This is a genomic window from Enterobacter sp. 120016, from assembly GCF_018383635.1.
Classification (GTDB): domain Bacteria; phylum Pseudomonadota; class Gammaproteobacteria; order Enterobacterales; family Enterobacteriaceae; genus Enterobacter; species Enterobacter asburiae_D.
This window is the reverse complement of the sequence record NZ_JAHAWC010000018.1, coordinates 1-15,309: the sequence shown is the minus strand read 5'-3', so window position 1 is coordinate 15,309 and position 15,309 is coordinate 1. Positions and strand designations below refer to the sequence as shown.

The 15,309-nt window shown below is 54.9% G+C and carries 13 protein-coding genes; 10 read left to right on the top strand and 3 right to left on the bottom strand.

The window, feature by feature from the left end:
• The first annotated feature begins 58 nt into the window (after positions 1-58).
• Positions 59-979 carry an agmatinase gene (gene speB / locus KIF87_RS19680; RefSeq protein WP_014071686.1) on the top strand — a complete coding sequence of 307 codons (921 nt, stop codon included), beginning with the start codon at positions 59-61 and terminating at the stop codon, positions 977-979.
• Between the two features lie 52 nt (positions 980-1,031).
• Here the strand turns inward: speB and KIF87_RS19675 are convergent, their stop codons facing one another.
• A complete protein-coding gene (locus tag KIF87_RS19675; protein ID WP_213330262.1) occupies positions 1,032-2,300 on the bottom strand; it encodes an OprD family outer membrane porin in 1,269 nt (422 codons plus the stop codon).
• Between the two features lie 210 nt (positions 2,301-2,510).
• Positions 2,511-3,269, bottom strand: a complete 759-nt coding sequence (gene loiP / locus KIF87_RS19670) for a metalloprotease LoiP (protein ID WP_021242066.1) — start codon at positions 3,267-3,269, stop codon at positions 2,511-2,513.
• A 272-nt stretch (positions 3,270-3,541) separates the two neighbouring features.
• Here loiP and tkt point away from each other — a divergent pair, with 272 nt between their 5' ends.
• The 7 genes from tkt (at position 3,542) to KIF87_RS19635 (ending at position 11,924) form a co-directional block, all read left to right on the top strand.
• On the top strand, positions 3,542-5,533 hold the full coding sequence (tkt, locus tag KIF87_RS19665) for a transketolase (protein WP_213330261.1): 1,992 nt from the start codon (positions 3,542-3,544) through the stop codon (positions 5,531-5,533).
• Between the two features lie 341 nt (positions 5,534-5,874).
• Positions 5,875-6,894 (top strand): erythrose-4-phosphate dehydrogenase, encoded by a 1,020-nt coding sequence (gene epd, locus KIF87_RS19660; RefSeq protein ID WP_023333324.1) that lies wholly within the window; start codon positions 5,875-5,877, stop codon positions 6,892-6,894.
• Positions 6,895-6,943: 49 nt separating this feature from the next.
• Entirely contained in the window at positions 6,944-8,107 is a 1,164-nt protein-coding gene (pgk, locus tag KIF87_RS19655) for a phosphoglycerate kinase (protein ID WP_032660073.1), read from the top strand.
• A 92-nt stretch (positions 8,108-8,199) separates the two neighbouring features.
• Complete coding sequence (gene fbaA, locus KIF87_RS19650; RefSeq protein WP_029739216.1) at positions 8,200-9,279, top strand: class II fructose-bisphosphate aldolase; 1,080 nt, start codon at positions 8,200-8,202, stop codon at positions 9,277-9,279.
• 186 nt (positions 9,280-9,465) lie between these two features.
• Complete coding sequence (gene mscS / locus KIF87_RS19645) at positions 9,466-10,320, top strand: small-conductance mechanosensitive channel MscS (protein WP_202773640.1); 855 nt, start codon at positions 9,466-9,468, stop codon at positions 10,318-10,320.
• Positions 10,321-10,465: 145 nt separating this feature from the next.
• On the top strand, positions 10,466-11,101 hold the full coding sequence (gene argO / locus KIF87_RS19640) for an arginine exporter ArgO (RefSeq protein ID WP_021242063.1): 636 nt from the start codon (positions 10,466-10,468) through the stop codon (positions 11,099-11,101).
• A gap of 91 nt (positions 11,102-11,192) precedes the next feature.
• Positions 11,193-11,924, top strand: coding sequence for an oxidative stress defense protein (locus tag KIF87_RS19635; RefSeq protein ID WP_023618222.1), 732 nt, complete (start codon positions 11,193-11,195; stop codon positions 11,922-11,924).
• A gap of 42 nt (positions 11,925-11,966) precedes the next feature.
• On the opposite strand, the gene argP is transcribed toward KIF87_RS19635, so the two are convergent.
• Positions 11,967-12,860, bottom strand: a complete 894-nt coding sequence (gene argP / locus KIF87_RS19630) for a DNA-binding transcriptional regulator ArgP (RefSeq protein ID WP_003860089.1) — start codon at positions 12,858-12,860, stop codon at positions 11,967-11,969.
• Positions 12,861-12,987: 127 nt separating this feature from the next.
• On the opposite strand from argP, the gene rpiA reads away from it, so the two are divergent.
• Entirely contained in the window at positions 12,988-13,647 is a 660-nt protein-coding gene (gene rpiA / locus KIF87_RS19625; RefSeq protein WP_014885151.1) for a ribose-5-phosphate isomerase RpiA, read from the top strand.
• Between the two features lie 266 nt (positions 13,648-13,913).
• Positions 13,914-15,146 carry a phosphoglycerate dehydrogenase gene (gene serA, locus KIF87_RS19620; protein WP_063144926.1) on the top strand — a complete coding sequence of 411 codons (1,233 nt, stop codon included), beginning with the start codon at positions 13,914-13,916 and terminating at the stop codon, positions 15,144-15,146.
• Positions 15,147-15,309 lie beyond the last annotated feature (163 nt).

Below are 15,309 nucleotides of genomic sequence, written 5' to 3'. Positions count from 1 at the left end.
GCGGAGGGGATTTTTTTTCATCTGTTTTTAATGTATCGACTTTAAAAGAGGTCAGGACATGAGCACTTTAGGTCATCAGTACGATAACTCTCTGGTATCTAACGCGTTTGGTTTTTTACGCCTTCCGATGAACTTCCAGCCGTACGACAGCGACGCTGACTGGGTGATCACCGGCGTACCGTTCGACATGGCAACGTCCGGTCGCGCGGGTGGTCGTCACGGCCCGGCAGCAATCCGTCAGGTTTCCACTAACCTGGCCTGGGAGCATAACCGCTTCCCGTGGAACTTCGACATGCGCGAGCGCCTGAACGTGGTGGACTGCGGTGACCTGGTGTACGCCTTCGGCGACGCGCGTGAGATGAGCGAAAAGCTGCAGGCGCACGCCGAGAAGCTGCTGGCTGCCGGCAAGCGCATGCTCTCCTTCGGCGGCGACCACTTCGTGACCCTGCCTCTGCTGCGCGCCCATGCCAAGCACTTCGGTAAAATGGCGCTGGTGCACTTCGATGCACATACCGACACCTACGCGAACGGCTGTGAGTTTGACCACGGCACCATGTTCTTCACCGCGCCGAACGAAGGTCTGATCGACCCGAACCACTCCGTGCAGATCGGTATTCGTACCGAGTTCGACAAAGACAACGGTTTCACCGTGCTGGATGCGGGCCAGGTTAACGATCGCGGCGTCGATGACATCATCGCTCAGGTGAAGCAGATCGTGGGTGATATGCCCGTGTATCTGACCTTCGACATCGACTGCCTGGATCCGGCATTTGCACCGGGCACCGGTACGCCGGTCATCGGCGGTTTGACCTCAGATCGTGCCATCAAGCTGGTGCGAGGTCTGAAGGATCTGAACATTGTCGGGATGGACGTGGTGGAAGTGGCGCCTGCGTACGATCAGTCCGAGATCACCGCGCTGGCGGCGGCGACTCTGGCGCTGGAGATGCTCTACATCCAGGCTGCTAAGAAAGGCGAGTAAGCCTCGCCTGGCGTAAAAAAAAACCTCTCTCTTGAGAGGTTTTTTATTGCCTTTAGAACACGTTAAACGGGTATTCCACGTAAGCGCGGATCTCGTCCCCGCCCACGTTGTACTCGCTGGCGTTGCTGGAGACGCGCAGGACGGAGTAGCGCAGTTTCAGCTTCAGATCCTTCGCCGGGCCATCCTGCACCTGGTACTGGATCTGGTTAAACCACTCGTGCTCTTTGCCGTTGCTGGTTTCAGAGGTTTTGATGTTATCGCCGCGCACGTAGGCGGTGGTCCAGCTCAGGCCCGGCAGGCCAAGACCGCCAAAGTCCAGACCGTAGGATGCCTGCCAGGAACGTTCATCTTCGCCGTTAAAATCAGACCAGTAGGAGTTCGCCAGCCAGATGGTGTTACCGCCGTCACCCACGCCGCCCTTGTCGCGATAGCCGCCGTAGTTGTAGCCGGTGCTGCCGCTGCTCTGCTGGTACGCCACTTTGAACGTGTGAATGTCCCAGATGTAGCTCGCCGCCAGGCTCCAGATGGTGTTGCTGCGGCCCGTGTCGAGGCTGTCCGCGTAACCCTGGTCCAGACGGGAGTTATAGCCGTTGAAGTCGAGCACCAGCTGCTGCCCGGTGCTGAACGGCTGTTTGAAGTTCATGCCCAGGTACTGCTTGTTCATCACCTCTTCATTATGAGAGGCGTAAAGCGCGCCGCTGAACTGGTCGTTAAACTGATAGCTCGCACCGCCGAAGGAGAGGCTTTTCAGTCCGCTGTCGTGGCGGTCATCGCTTTTACGCTGCTCGTCGGTGAAGTAACCGGCGTTGACTTCCAGACCGTCGATCTCTTTCGAGGTGAGCATGGTGCCAGTGTAGCTTTCAAACAGCAGGCGGGAGCTGTCTGCATTGATGATAGGCAGCTCAGGACGCTGATTTCCGTAGCTCAGCACGGTGTTTGAAATGCGCATTTTGGCGGTAGCGCCAAACTTTGCCAGATCGGATTTTGCCCGGCCATCGTCTTCCTGCTTAAAGAAGTCGATGCCGCCTGCGCCGCTTTTGCCACGGCCGCCGTCCAGGCGCACGCCGTATTGAGCAATACCGTCTACACCAAAGCCCACCAGCCCTTCGGTATAGCCGGATGCAAAGGTGGCGATGATCCCCTGACCCCATTCTGCTTTGTCCTGCTGGCCCTGATGGTAGTCGCGGCTGATATACGCATTGCGTAAAAACAGATCCAGATGGCTGTCGTCAATAAAACCCTGGCTGTCGGATTGCTGGCTTGCGGCGGCAGGTAATGCGGAAAATAAACTTAAAGCAATTAATGATAATTCTTTTTTCACGGAGGGAACGTCTCTGTCTGGATATATTAATTTGAATAACTGCAGGGGTGATAATTACCGGAAAAAATCACCTTTGCAATAATTATGTGACCAGACATTTCAATGTGATGGGGCAGATTTGGCGGGGCTTTCAGGGGGGTTATCGATACGTGCTGTTAAGTTAACAATTCATGCGAAATAAAAGGGAGGCAAAACTGCCTCCCGGTAAAATTATTTAATTCCGTCCGCGGCCATGCGGTCGCGAATATGCTGTGCGCGCTCTTCTGAGGCAGGGTGATCGTCAAACATGGAGCTTTGGCGTCCCGCTTCCAGCTTGGCCAGTTTTTCGAAGCTGGTGGCTAAGCCTGATGGATTAATGCCGCGTTTGCGCAACAGATCGTAGGAGTAGTCATCCGCCTCGGACTCCTGGCGCTGTGAGAACTGAGAGTTAACCAGCTTTTCACCCACGTCACCAAGCTGTGACTGCGACAGGCTGCCAACAATACCGCCCGCTGAAGCCGCCGCCGCGCGGATGGCATTGGTGCCCAGGGCAACCTGCATCCCTTTCTTCACGTGGCCCAGGGCAACGTGGCCCATTTCATGGCCGATGACCGCTTCCACTTCGTTGTCGGTCATCATGTCCATCAGCCCGCTATAGACGCGGATACAGCCGTTCGCCATCGCGAAGGCGTTCACGTCTTTCGCCATGTACACCTTGTAGTTCACCGGCTGGCCGTTGATGTTGTCGCCCAGCGCGGAAGCAATCTTATTCAGACGCTGCGTGTAGGTACTGTTAGCCGGCGCAAGCGTGGCTTTTCCGTCCATATCTTTACAGGCCTGGTCGCTCAGCGCTTTCACCTGCGCATCGCTCAGGGAATAGGCCTGAAAGGCCTCTGCGCCTGACGTCATCAGACCGTTAGAATCCATATTCTGACAGCCGCTCAGCAGGAGCGTTGTACCCAGGGCCAGCACTATTGCACGCATTTTCATGAGGTTGCTTCCGTACTCGTTAATCTGAATAAAATCCGAAAAATGCACCGTCAGCGAAGCCGGTGTCGGGCTAAGTATAAGGAATATCGAAAGAGCCGGGCGAGTAGATTGCGCAACATGCGAGCATGATCCAGAGATTTCTTAACAAGCAAAAGAATGCTCCATGTACATGACTTGCGGCTTGGGTTACATTGTTGGCACTTTTTTCCGGCGTAGCCCAAAACGCGCTGTCGTCAAGGGCATGGCCTTTAACAGTCCGATCTGGAGTTAAAATGTCCTCACGTAAAGAGCTTGCTAATGCTATTCGTGCGCTGAGCATGGACGCAGTACAGAAAGCCAAATCCGGCCACCCAGGGGCTCCTATGGGTATGGCTGATATCGCCGAAGTCCTGTGGCGTGATTTCCTGAACCACAACCCGCAGAACCCGTCATGGGCTGACCGCGACCGCTTCGTGCTGTCCAACGGCCACGGCTCTATGCTGATCTATAGCCTGCTGCACCTCACCGGCTACGATCTGCCAATTGAAGAGCTGAAAAACTTCCGTCAGCTGCACTCTAAAACTCCAGGTCACCCGGAAGTGGGTTACACCGCTGGCGTAGAAACCACCACCGGCCCGCTGGGTCAGGGTATTGCTAACGCTGTGGGTATGGCGATTGCTGAGAAGACGCTGGCGGCGCAGTTCAACCGTCCTGGTCACGACATCGTAGACCACTTCACCTACGCGTTCATGGGCGACGGCTGCATGATGGAAGGCATTTCTCACGAAGTGTGCTCCCTGGCAGGTACCCTGAAGCTGGGCAAACTGGTTGCGTTCTATGACGACAACGGTATCTCCATCGACGGTCACGTTGAAGGCTGGTTCACCGACGACACCGCAGCACGTTTCGAAGCCTACGGCTGGCACGTTGTGCGTGGCGTTGATGGCCACGATGCTGACTCGATTAAACGTGCAGTGGAAGAAGCGCGCGCTGTGACGGACAAACCGTCCCTGCTGATGTGCAAAACCATCATTGGCTTCGGTTCGCCGAACAAAGCGGGTACTCACGACTCCCACGGCGCACCGCTGGGCGATGCGGAAATCGCACTGACCCGTGAAGCGCTGGGCTGGAAACACCCTGCATTCGAAATCCCATCTGAGATCTACGCTCAGTGGGATGCAAAAGAAGTAGGCCAGGCGAAAGAAGCGGCCTGGAACGAGAAGTTCGCTGCCTATGCGAAAGCGTTCCCGCAAGAAGCGGCTGAATTCACCCGTCGTATGAAAGGCGATATGCCGTCCGACTTCGCCGCGAAAGCGAACGAATTCATCGCTAAGCTGCAGGCGAACCCGTCTAAAATCGCGAGCCGTAAAGCGTCTCAGAATGCGATTGAAGCGTTCGGTCCTCTGCTGCCTGAATTCCTCGGCGGCTCCGCAGACCTCGCGCCTTCTAACCTGACTATCTGGTCCGGTTCTAAAGCGATCAACGAAGACACTGCCGGTAACTACATCCATTACGGTGTACGTGAATTCGGTATGACTGCGATTGCCAACGGTATCTCCCTGCACGGTGGTTTCCTGCCGTACACCTCTACCTTCCTGATGTTCGTTGAATATGCACGTAACGCCGTGCGTATGGCCGCGCTGATGAAACAGCGTCAGGTGATGGTCTACACCCACGACTCCATCGGTCTGGGCGAAGATGGCCCAACTCACCAGCCGGTAGAGCAGGTGGCTTCCCTGCGCGTGACCCCGAACATGAGCACATGGCGTCCATGTGACCAGGTTGAATCCGCGGTAGCGTGGAAATACGGCGTTGAGCGTCAGGACGGTCCAACCGCGCTGATCCTCTCCCGTCAGAACCTGGCACAACAGGAGCGTACGCCGGAGCAGCTGGCGAACATCGCTCGCGGTGGTTACGTGCTGAAAGATAGCGCGGGACAGCCAGAGCTGATCTTCATCGCCACCGGTTCTGAAGTTGAACTGGCTGTGGCTGCGTGGGAAAAACTGACTGCCGAAGGCGTGAAAGCGCGCGTGGTTTCCATGCCGTCTACCGACGCGTTCGACAAGCAGGATGCCGCTTACCGTGAATCCGTGTTGCCTAAAGCGGTTTCCGCTCGCGTGGCAGTCGAAGCGGGTATCGCTGACTACTGGTTCAAATACGTGGGCCTGAACGGTGCCATCGTCGGGATGACCACCTTCGGTGAGTCTGCTCCGGCAGAGCTGCTGTTCGAAGAGTTCGGCTTCACCGTTGAGAACGTTGTCGCGAAAGCGAAAGAACTGCTGTAATTGCTTGTACGGTGCGGGCTGATGCCCTCACCCCGGCCCTCTCCCACGGGGAGAGGGTGCAAACACTAAAAACGGTAACCTTTCGGTTACCGTTTTGCTTTTCCCTCGGCGTAAATTATTCCACCTAAAATGTGACGCAAGTCATATAGCTCGCTTATTCATCTGGACAGACATTCCTTTTATTCCCCGATTCGCTTATTCTTGCTGAAGCGTTTCAGTCGATTAAATGTTCGACAATTGACCAATCAATCGCAGTTTGTGACAGCAAGGATTCCCCTTCGGGCGTAGCTGGATTACTCTTTCAGCCACCTCAAACTCAGGGATTGCTTTGCAGGAGATCTATGACCGTACGCGTAGCGATTAATGGCTTCGGTCGCATCGGACGTAATGTGGTTCGTGCTTTGTATGAATCCGGACGTCGGGCGGAAATAACCGTGGTGGCAATCAATGAACTGGCGGATGCTACGGGCATGGCGCATTTGTTGAAATATGACACCAGCCACGGACGCTTTGCCTGGGATGTTCGCCAGGAAAGAGATCAGCTTTTTGTGGGTGATGACGCTATTCGTGTGCTGCATGAGAACAGCATCTCCGGGCTACCCTGGCGTGAACTGGGTGTGGATGTGGTGCTTGACTGTACCGGTGTCTACGGCAACCGCGAACATGGCGAAGCGCATCTGGCTGCCGGCGCGAAAAAAGTCCTGTTTTCTCATCCCGGCAGTAACGACCTCGACGCGACCGTCGTGTTTGGCGTCAACCAGCATGAGCTGCAGGCCGAACACCGCATTGTTTCCAACGCCTCCTGTACCACTAACTGCATTATTCCGGTCATCAAACTGTTAGACGATGCGTATGGCATTGAATCCGGCACCGTGACCACGATTCACTCCGCCATGCACGATCAGCAGGTTATCGACGCCTACCATCCGGATTTACGACGCACTCGTGCGGCGAGCCAGTCAATCATTCCGGTGGATACAAAACTGGCGGCAGGGATCACCCGAATTTTTCCGCAGTTTAACGACCGGTTTGAAGCGATTGCCGTGCGTGTCCCAACGATTAACGTGACCGCGATCGACCTCAGCGTGACGGTGAAAAAACCGGTAAAAGCCTGTGAAGTCAACCTGTTGCTGCAAAAAGCGGCACAGGGGGCATTTCATGGTATAGTTGACTATACGGAATTACCGTTGGTCTCAGTAGATTTTAACCACGACCCGCACAGCGCCATCGTCGATGGCACGCAAACGAGAGTCAGTGGCGCACACCTTATCAAGACGCTGGTCTGGTGTGATAACGAATGGGGCTTTGCTAACCGAATGCTCGACACCACGTTAGCAATGGCCGCTCAAGGTTTCAGGTAAGACGCATTGTGCGTCTGCAAAACTTTAAGAATCAACGAGAGGATTCACCATGTCTGTAATTAAGATGACCGATCTGGATCTGGCTGGTAAACGCGTTTTCATCCGTGCCGATCTGAACGTACCGGTTAAAGATGGCAAAGTGACCAGCGACGCGCGTATCCGTGCATCTCTGCCAACCATCGAACTGGCTCTGAAGCAGGGCGCGAAAGTGATGGTCACCTCCCACCTGGGTCGTCCAACTGAAGGCGAGTACAACGAAGAGTTCTCTCTGCTGCCAGTGGTTAATTACCTGAAAGACAAACTGTCCAGCCCGGTTCGCCTGGTGAAAGATTACCTGGACGGCGTTGAAGTTGCTGCCGGTGAACTGGTTGTTCTGGAAAACGTTCGCTTCAACAAAGGCGAAAAGAAAGACGACGAAACCCTGTCCAAAAAATACGCTGCGCTGTGCGACGTATTCGTGATGGATGCCTTCGGTACGGCTCACCGTGCACAGGCGTCAACCCACGGTATCGGTAAATTCGCAGACGTAGCGTGTGCGGGTCCTCTGCTGGCTGACGAACTGGAAGCGCTGGGTAAAGCACTGAAAGAACCTGCTCGTCCAATGGTGGCTATCGTTGGTGGTTCTAAAGTTTCTACCAAACTGACCGTTCTGGATTCTCTGTCTAAAATCGCTGACCAGCTGATCGTTGGCGGTGGCATCGCGAACACCTTCGTTGCCGCTCAGGGCCACAACGTGGGTAAATCCCTGTACGAAGCAGACCTGGTTGACGAAGCTAAACGCCTGCTGACCACCTGCGATATCCCGGTGCCAACTGACGTTCGCGTAGCGACCGAGTTCTCCGAAACCGCAACCGCGACTCTGAAATCTGTAAACGACATCAAAGATGAAGAACAGATTCTGGACCTGGGCGACGTTTCTGCACAGAAACTGGCTGAAATCCTGAAAAACGCAAAAACTATCCTGTGGAACGGTCCTGTTGGCGTGTTCGAATTCCCGAACTTCCGCAAAGGTACTGAAATCGTTGCTAACGCTATCGCAGACAGCGAAGCGTTCTCTATCGCAGGCGGTGGTGATACCCTGGCAGCAATCGACCTGTTCGGTATCGCTGACAAAATCTCCTACATCTCCACTGGTGGCGGCGCATTCCTCGAATTCGTGGAAGGCAAAGTACTGCCAGCAGTAGCAATGCTCGAAGAGCGCGCTAAGAAGTAAGCCATTCAAGGGCAGGGAAACCTGCCCAATTTTCAGCGCGCTTTTAAGAGCTCGCACCTTTTCTAACGGCCGAAGATACAGGACTAAGCAACATGTCTAAAATTTTTGATTTCGTAAAACCTGGCGTTATCACTGGTGATGACGTACAGAAAGTGTTCCAGGTAGCTAAAGAAAACAACTTCGCTCTGCCAGCAGTTAACTGCGTGGGTACCGACTCCATCAACGCCGTACTGGAAACTGCTGCTAAAGTTAAAGCTCCAGTTATCGTTCAGTTCTCTAACGGCGGCGCTGCGTTCATTGCAGGTAAAGGCGTGAAGACTGACATTCCTCAGGGTGCTGCAATCCTGGGTGCTATCTCTGGTGCGCACCACGTACACCAGATGGCTGAACACTACGGTGTTCCAGTTATCCTGCACACTGACCACTGCGCGAAGAAACTGCTGCCGTGGATCGACGGTCTGCTGGACGCGGGTGAAAAACACTTCGCAGCTACCGGTAAGCCACTGTTCTCTTCTCACATGATCGACCTGTCTGAAGAGTCACTGCACGAAAACATCGAAATCTGCTCCAAATACCTGGCGCGCATGGCCAAAATGGGCATGACCCTGGAAATCGAACTGGGTTGCACCGGCGGTGAAGAAGACGGCGTGGACAACAGCCACATGGACGCTTCTGCACTGTACACCCAGCCAGAAGACGTTGATTACGCTTACACCGAGCTGAGCAAAATCAGCCCACGCTTCACCATTGCGGCGTCCTTCGGTAACGTACACGGCGTTTACAAACCAGGTAACGTGGTTCTGACCCCGACCATCCTGCGTGATTCTCAGGAATACGTTTCTAAGAAACACAACCTGCCGCACAACAGCCTGAACTTCGTCTTCCACGGCGGTTCCGGTTCTTCTGCTCAGGAAATCAAAGACTCCGTAAGCTACGGCGTAGTGAAAATGAACATCGATACCGACACCCAGTGGGCAACATGGGACGGTATCCTGCAGTACTACAAAACTAACGAAGCTTACCTGCAGGGTCAGCTGGGCAACCCGAAAGGAGAAGACCAGCCGAACAAGAAATACTACGATCCACGCGTATGGCTGCGCGCTGCCCAGACTTCTATGATTACTCGTCTGGAGCAGGCATTCAAAGAGCTGAACGCGGTAGACGTTCTGTAATTTGAGCTGCTAACAGCATCAGAAGGCCCGCAAATGCGGGCCTTTTTTTATGCTTTTTCAATACCCTGCCAGGCCGGTTTTTGTGATCTGTTTGGCAATACTTGCGCTTTTTGTTTACCCTTTACGGACCTGCCTGTCTCCATGGGGGATGGATTTTGTGTTTTGGTTTAACAAAAGGAAGAATAAATGGAACAACTCGATGTTGTAGACAGCATCAATAACGCCGGTAACTGGCTGGTGCGCAACCAGGCGCTGCTGCTGAGCTATGCCGTGAACATCGTCGCGGCGATTGCCATCATTATCGTCGGGATGATCGTGGCGCGTATCGTATCGAACGCGGTTAACCGCGTAATGCTGGCCCGTCACATTGACGCCACGGTGGCTGACTTCCTCTCCGCACTGGTGCGCTACGGTATTATCGCCTTTACGCTGATTGCGGCGCTGGGTCGGGTGGGTGTGCAGACCGCCTCCGTCATTGCCGTTCTAGGTGCCGCCGGTCTGGCCATTGGTCTGGCGCTGCAGGGCTCGCTTTCAAACCTGGCGGCAGGCGTTCTGCTGGTCACCTTCCGTCCGTTCCGCTCCGGCGAATACGTTGACCTTGGCGGTATTGCCGGGACCGTGCTGCAGGTGCAGATTTTCTCAACGACCATGCGTACCGTCGATGGCCGCATCGTGGTCGTGCCGAACGGGAAAATCATCGCGGGCAACATCATTAACTTCTCCCGTGAACCGGTGCGTCGTAACGAACTGATTATCAGCGTGGCGTACGACTCCGATATCGATCGGGTGAAGTCGCTGATCAGCAATATCATTGCTTCAGACGATCGCATTCTGAAAGACAAAGAGCAGACGGTTCGCCTGAACGAACTGGGCGCGTCCTCGATTAACTTCGTGGTGCGTATCTGGAGCAAGAGCAGCGATCTGCAAAACGTGTACTGGGACGTGCTGGAACGCATTAAGCGCGACTTCGACGCCAACGGCATCAGCTTCCCGTACCCGCAGATGGACGTAAACGTCAAAAAAGTTAAAGAAGCAGAATAACTTCACCCTTAGGCCCGGTAAGCGCTAGCGACACCGGGCTTTATTTTTATAAGCGCTGCTAATCCCCAATTAATATTATCCATTTCCTCTAATGTGATTCGCGCAGTATAGTCACCTTCCAGAACAATACTGTGAGAATTCCGTCATGTTATCCTATTACTTTCAAGGGCTTGCCTTAGGTGCGGCCATGATCCTTCCCCTCGGCCCGCAAAATGCATTCGTGATGAACCAGGGCATCCGCCGCCAGTATCATCTGATGATTGCCCTGCTGTGCGCGGTTAGCGATTTACTGCTGATCTGTGCCGGGATTTTTGGCGGCAGCGCATTGCTGATGCAGTCTCCCTGGCTACTGGCGCTGGTCACCTGGGGCGGCGTGGCGTTTCTGCTCTGGTATGGTTTTGGTGCCCTGAAAACGGCGATGAGCAGCAACCTCGAACTGGCGAGCGCGGAAGTCATGAAGCAGGGCCGCTGGAAGATTATCGTCACCATGCTGGCAGTCACCTGGCTTAATCCGCATGTTTATCTGGACACCTTCGTGGTGCTGGGCAGCCTGGGCGGACAGCTGGACGTTGAGCCGAAACGCTGGTTTGCGCTTGGCACGGTCAGCGCCTCTTTCCTCTGGTTCTTCGGTCTCGCCATTCTTGCCGCATGGCTGGCACCTCGTCTGCGTACGGCCAAAGCCCAGCGCATCATTAATACGCTGGTGGGGCTGGTGATGTGGTTTATTGCTTTTCAACTGGCAAAAGAGGGGATTCACCACGTACAGGAATTGTTCAACTAATCCTTGTCTTATGGACAACTGAACAAGACCCGCTAAGCTTGCTGGCATGCGCCCTGTTAATGGGCACTCTTCGCAACATGGAGGAATAACAGTGAAGTTTAAGGTGATGGCCCTGGCGGCATTAGTAAGTTTTGGTGCGGTGTCGGTGCAGGCAAGTGAACTGCCGGATGGCCCGCACATCGTCACTTCAGGCACCGCAAGCGTGGACGCGGTACCCGATGTTGCAACACTGGCAATTGAAGTCAATGTCGCTGCGAAAGATGCGGCATCTGCCAAGAAGCAGGCTGACGATCGTGTTGCGCAATACCTCTCTTTCCTCGAGCAGAACGGTGTTGGCAAAAAAGATATCAACTCCGCGAACCTGCGTACTCAACCTGATTACGACTACCAGAATGGCAAAAGCATCCTGAAAGGCTACCGCGCCGTGCGTACCGTTGAAGTGACCGTGCGTCAGCTGGATAAGCTTAACTCGCTGCTGGATGGCGCGCTGAAGGCGGGTCTGAACGAAATTCGTTCCGTGTCGCTGGGCGTTGCGCAACCGGAGAAATACAAAGACGAAGCGCGTAAAGCGGCGATTGATGATGCCATTCACCAGGCGGAACAGCTGGCTTCTGGCTTTAAGAGCAAGCTCGGCCCGGTTTATAGCGTGCGTTACCACGTCTCTAACTACCAGCCAAGCCCGATGGTACGGATGATGAAGGCTGATGCAGCCCCGGTGTCCGCTCAGGAAACCTATGAGCAGCCAACCATTCAGTTCGACGATCAGGTGGATGTGGTCTTCCAGCTGGAACCTGTTGCAGCACAGCCGAAACCGGCTCAGTAATCTGTAGGCCGGGTAAGGCGACGCCGCCACCCGGCTTATTTTTTAATCCTGCCTCAACACCTTGTGCCCAAACGCCAGCAGCGCGTCGGTGACGTTGCGCATCATGCGGCTTTCCGGCGCAAAACGGTGCCAGTAGAGCATCCGACGCTGATACAGCCCCGGCGTTAAGTCAATCAGCTCACCGCTTTTCAACTCTTTCTCAATCTGCAGATGCGGGATCATGCAGCAGGTGGTGCCCTGACGCGCAAGCTGCACAAAGGCTTCAGACGAGTTAACGATATGGCACGGCACGCTGCCCGGCGGCAGATCGAAGTTTTGCTGCAGGAACGCCTGATGCATATCGTCCAGATGGTCGAACGCGACGGCGGGCGCTTTCAGCAGCGCGGCGCGGGTGACGCCGTTCGGGAAGTAGCGCTCGGCGAAGGCTTTTGAACCCACAAACAGGTAGTCCAGGGCGCCCAGCTGATCGACAAGACAGCTTGGCAGCGCCTGAGGCTGGATACTGACTGCCCCAACCACTTCACCGCGACGCAGGCGTTCCTGGGTACGGGTTTCATCTTCAACCTGTAAGTTCAGGCGGATAGGGGAGTCCGCTAATACCGGCGCCAGGGCCGGCAGCAGCCAGGTCGCCAGACTGTCGGCGTTGACCGCCAGAGAGAGCAGCAGCGGCGTAGAGCCCGTTTGTTCGTCACCCAGCCACTCGTCTTCCAGCAGTTCAACCTGGCGCAGCAGGGCGAGGAGCTTTTGCCCCTGCTCGGTTGGACGTGGCGGCACGGTACGCACCAGCAGCGGCTGGCCGAACATGTTTTCAAGCTGTTTGATACGCTGTGATACGGCGGACTGGGTGATGCAAAGCTTTTGCGCCGCGCGCTCAAAACCGCGTTCACGGATAACTGCATCAAGTGCCTGTAGTGTTCTGTAGTCCGGACGTTTCATTGCTCTGGCTGGCTCCTTAATTTTGCTTATTCTGCACTATGACACAATTTTCCCTTCGTGGCAGACGAATTCCATTCGACGTGTTCTATAATGCGCCCTGAGTTTTCACACCACAGGCAAAACGATCATGACGCAGGATGAACTGAAAAAAGCAGTAGGATGGGCCGCTCTCCAGTACGTACAGCCGGGTACCATTGTCGGTGTCGGTACGGGATCAACCGCGGCACACTTTATCGATGCGCTGGGTACGATGAAGGGGCAAATCGAGGGCGCGGTTTCCAGCTCTGATGCTTCCACGGAAAAGCTGAAAAGCCTCGGCATTACCGTTTTCGATCTCAACGAAGTGGATCGTCTGGGGATTTACGTTGATGGCGCGGATGAAATCAACGGCCACATGCAGATGATCAAAGGCGGCGGCGCGGCGCTGACGCGCGAAAAAATCATCGCCTCCGTTGCGGACAAGTTTATCTGCATCGCGGATGCCTCCAAGCAGGTAGACATTCTGGGTAACTTCCCGCTGCCGGTCGAAGTGATCCCAATGGCGCGTAGCGCGGTTGCCCGTCAGCTGGTGAAGCTGGGCGGTCGTCCGGAATATCGCCAGGGCGTCGTCACCGACAACGGTAACGTGATCCTCGACGTTCACGGTCTGGAAATTCTCGACGCGATTGCGCTGGAAAATGCCATCAACGCTATCCCAGGCGTAGTGACCGTAGGGCTATTCGCCAACCGTGGCGCGGATGTGGCGCTGATCGGCACCGCTGACGGCGTGAAAACCATCGTAAAATGATCTGACGGGGGGAGTCCTCCCCCCGCTAAAAAATTTTTGAAAAGCTAAATTCGGTGACTTGTGTCACGTTTTTCAGCCTCTTTTGCCGATCCTGCCGCGTTTGTAAATTTCCATAGCATTTTCCTCTGACATTTTGCCCTGGATGACTTTTCTTCAGAGTGCCGACGCAAACGTTCATATTGCTGCAATAGTTTTTTTTGATATGTTGGCTACAGCGGATTCATATCCAGCACAACATCAGTTCAGACAAAAACAGGGTCGGGGAAATGGCAAAGGTATCACTGGAGAAAGACAAGATTAAATTCCTGCTGGTCGAGGGCGTGCATCAAAAAGCAATCGATAGCCTTCGTGCGGCAGGTTACACCAACATCGAATTTCACAAAGGCGCGCTCGATACCGAAGAGCTGAAAGCGTCCATCCGTGATGCCCACTTCATTGGCCTGCGATCCCGTACTCATCTGACTGAAGACGTTATTGCCGCGGCGGAAAAGCTGGTGGCTATCGGCTGCTTCTGCATCGGTACCAACCAGGTTGACCTGAATGCTGCCGCCAAACGTGGTATTCCCGTCTTCAACGCCCCGTTCTCCAACACCCGTTCCGTGGCGGAGCTGGTGATTGGCGAACTGCTGCTGCTGCTGCGCGGCATTCCAGAAGCGAACGCCAAGGCGCACCGCGGCGTGTGGAACAAGCTGGCGTCTGGCTCTTTCGAAGCGCGTGGTAAAAAGCTGGGGATTATCGGCTACGGCCACATCGGTACGCAGCTCGGTATTCTGGCGGAATCCCTGGGTATGCACGTGTTTTTCTACGATATCGAAAGCAAGCTGCCGCTGGGCAATGCGACCCAGGTTCAACACCTTTCTGACCTGCTGAACATGAGCGACGTGGTGAGCCTGCACGTACCGGAAAATGCCTCCACCAAAAACATGATGGGCGCGGAAGAGCTGGCGCTGATGAAGCCGGGCTCGCTGCTGATTAACGCCGCGCGCGGCACGGTTGTCGATATCCCGGCACTGGCGGATGCGCTGAAGCGTAAGCATCTGGCGGGCGCGGCCATCGACGTGTTCCCGACGGAGCCAGCCACCAACAGCGATCCGTTTACCTCTCCGCTGTGCGAGTTCGACAACGTGATCCTGACGCCACACATCGGCGGTTCGACCCAGGAAGCGCAGGAGAATATCGGTCTGGAAGTGGCGGGCAAGCTGAGCAAATACTCCGACAACGGCTCTACGCTCTCTGCCGTGAACTTCCCGGAAGTGTCTCTGCCGCTGCACGGTGGTCGTCGTCTGCTGCACATCCACGAAAACCGTCCGGGCGTGCTGACCGCGATCAACCAGATCTTTGCCGAGCAGGGCGTCAACATTGCCGCGCAGTATCTGCAAACAAACTCGCAGATGGGCTACGTGGTCATTGATATCGAAGCGGATGACGATGTTGCCGAGAAAGCGCTGCTGAGCATGAAGTCTATTGCGGGGACGATTCGCGCGCGTCTGCTGTACTGATGGTGCGAGGTAAATGCAAAACGGTAACGATAGTTACCGTTTTTTATGTTTTCACCCTCTCCCTGTGGGTGTACGGTCCGGGGACATAGTGAACACTTGTTCGGGGACATGGTAGACACTTACAACTAAGGCATAAGAACCCGTTTATGGAGTCGCTTATGCC